4 protein-coding genes are annotated in these 2,816 nt (G+C 27.4%); all 4 read right to left on the reverse strand.

Annotated features, from left to right (window positions below):
- On the reverse strand, positions 1–274 hold a 274-nt coding region (locus tag E6248_RS14990), incomplete at its 3' end, for an Rrf2 family transcriptional regulator (RefSeq protein ID WP_316341580.1).
- Positions 275–351: 77 nt separating this feature from the next.
- The gene (gene cysK / locus E6248_RS14995) at positions 352–1,278 is read right to left on the reverse strand and encodes a cysteine synthase A (protein WP_316341581.1); all 927 of its coding nucleotides are present in this window, start codon (positions 1,276–1,278) and stop codon (positions 352–354) included.
- A 206-nt stretch (positions 1,279–1,484) separates the two neighbouring features.
- Positions 1,485–2,087, reverse strand: coding sequence for an ATP-binding cassette domain-containing protein (locus tag E6248_RS15000; protein ID WP_316341582.1), 603 nt, complete (start codon positions 2,085–2,087; stop codon positions 1,485–1,487).
- Positions 2,080–2,816, reverse strand: a 737-nt coding sequence (locus tag E6248_RS15005) for an ABC transporter permease subunit (RefSeq protein WP_316341583.1), incomplete at its 5' end; no start/stop codon positions are given. The genes E6248_RS15000 and E6248_RS15005, both read right to left, overlap by 8 nt.

Genomic DNA, 2,816 nt, shown 5'->3' on the forward strand with positions numbered 1-2,816 from the left:
TATCAATAAATATACTGTCTCCTTCTAATACCTTTAATATATCTATTATAGGCAAATCTTTGGGTTCTTTCCCTAGTATATATCCACCTTGGGCTCCTTTTCTTCCAAGAATAATTCCAGCCTTTCTAAGCAAAGAAAATATTTGTTCTAAATATCTTTCTGAAATACTTTGTCTTTCTGAAATTGCTTTTATGCTTACATTTTCTGATTCCATATTAATTGCTAAGTCAATTAAAGCTCTTAATCCATATCTTCCCTTAGTTGAAATCTTCACTTTATCACCTTTTTCTTCATTATTCTATATCTTAATAATAAAAGTCACTACTATAAATAGCAATGACTTTGTTTAAATTATTTATATAAATCAGTAGATAAATATCTTTCTCCAGTGTCTGGTAAGATTACAACGATATTTTTTCCTTTATTTTCTTCTCTTTGTGCTAATTTTGTTGCTGCAACTATTGCTGCACCAGAAGATATTCCTACTAATAGTCCTTCTGTTCTAGCTAAGTCCTTTGATGCCTTAAAAGCTTCCTCGTTGTCTACTGCTATAATTTCGTCAATAATTGAAACATTTAAATTCTTAGGAATAAATCCAGCCCCAATTCCTTGAATCTTATGAGGACCTGGCTTTCCTCCAGCTATAACTGGTGAATTTGTTGGTTCTACTGCTATTATCTTAACATTTGGATTCTTTTCTTTTAAAACTTCACCTACTCCAGTAAGTGTACCACCAGTTCCTACTCCTGATACAAAGAAATCAACTTTTCCATCTGTATCTGACCAAATTTCTTCTGCAGTAGTTACTCTGTGAATTTCTGGATTAGCTGGGTTTTCAAATTGTTGTAGTATAATTGAATTTTCAGTTGAATCCTTTATTTCATTTGCCTTAGCTATTGCACCCTTCATACCTTCTGATCCAGGTGTTAAAACTAATTCAGCTCCAAGAGCTTTTAAAAGATTTCTTCTTTCTAAACTCATTGTTTCTGGCATTGTTAAAATTAACTTGTACCCTTTTGCTGCAGCTATATAAGCTAATGCAATACCTGTATTACCACTAGTTGGTTCTATAATTACTGAATCCTTCTTTAGTAATCCCTTCTTTTCTGCATCATCTATCATACCAAATCCAATTCTATCTTTAACACTACCACCTGGATTAAAGTATTCAAGTTTTGCTATTACTGTACCTACCACTCCGTTTTCTTTATTATAGTTTGATAATTCTAATAGTGGTGTTTTTCCTATTAAATCCACTAAACTTTTTGCTATTGCCATATTAACCTCTCCTCTTTTCCTACTATTCCGATATGTTTTTCTTTTAATTATATATTACTCTATTTTACTTAATTTGTGAATACCTTTTTTGAATATTTTAGAAAAAAAAAGTTTGTATCAAATTTTGATACAAACCCCTATAGTCATTTAAAATTATCTTATGTGAAAAAACAAATATTCAATTCTTCTATTAAACTATTAATATTTTAGGTTAAATTTATAATTTCTGAAGCCACTGGTTCGCCTTTTAAATATATACAATTAGTTTTCACTCTAGTTATCTCACTAACATCATGGCTAATTATAATAGTAGTTTTTTCTTTTTCCTTTAAATATGAATAAATAAAATCAATAATTTTATTTTTATTTTCTTTATCCAATCCTTTAAAAGGCTCATCCATAATAAATATATTCCCATCATATAATAATGCTCTAGCAATACTTACACGTTGCCTCATACCTCCACTTAATTCATGTGGATATAAATTTTCACAGTTATTTAAGTTCAATTCTTTTAATATATATCTAATTTTTATTTCTTTTTCCTTATTAGTACACTTCTTGTTTAGTACTAATTCTAAATTTTCATAAACATTCTTCCAAGGTAAAAGCCTCGGTTCTTGGAATACAACACTAATATCTTCATCTTTCATTAAAAGCTTATCCATAATATATTTTATAAGTGTTGTTTTTCCAACTCCAGACTCTCCCATAATAAAGTTTATATCTTTTTCTTTAATATCAATAGAGAAGTCTTTATATAGTATTCTATCTCCAAAAGAAATATTAATATTCTTATACTTAATCAATTAAATATCTCCCACCTTTTAAAGACTTTTTAATTATAAAAAGAATTACCTTATCTGAAATATAAGATAACAAAGCAACAATAATTATCCAAGCGAAAATCCCCGGAGTATTAAAGTTAATCTTTGCTCCTTGTATTGCTGTTCCTATCCCATACTTTGGTTGTCCAAATACTTCTCCTGCAACAACGATCTTAAAAGCTAGTGAAAAAGTAGAGGTAGCAATTTGAGATATATTAATAAAAACAGATTGCATATAAAAATTTTTAAGTTTCTCTTTAAATGTTATCTTATAAATATCTAACATCTCTACTAACTGCTCATTGCTATTTAAGATGGAATTTATAGTTGTTTCATACAAAATAGGAAATGATATAACTATCCCTATTAAATAAGGTGAAGAGTTTTTGTTTAGCCATATTAATGCAATTAAAATAAAAGCAATGTTTGGAATTGATTTAATAATTAAATTAATAGGATAAAAAAAGTTGTAAATGTATTTATTAAAGCTTGATAACACACCCAATAATATTGCAATTATAGATGCAACTAAAAAACTAATTATTGCCCTAAACAATGAATATCCAATATCTAATAAAAAACTCTTGTCTCTAAATATTGTTATAATTTCATTTACTACTTCGTTAACCTTTGGTAAATAAATTGAATTATCAATAATATTAGAAATAATTATCCAAATAATACTTAATAAAATAATAGAAATAAATATAA

Source organism: Clostridium sp. (assembly GCF_032552055.1).
Lineage (GTDB): Bacteria > Bacillota > Clostridia > Clostridiales > Clostridiaceae > Clostridium.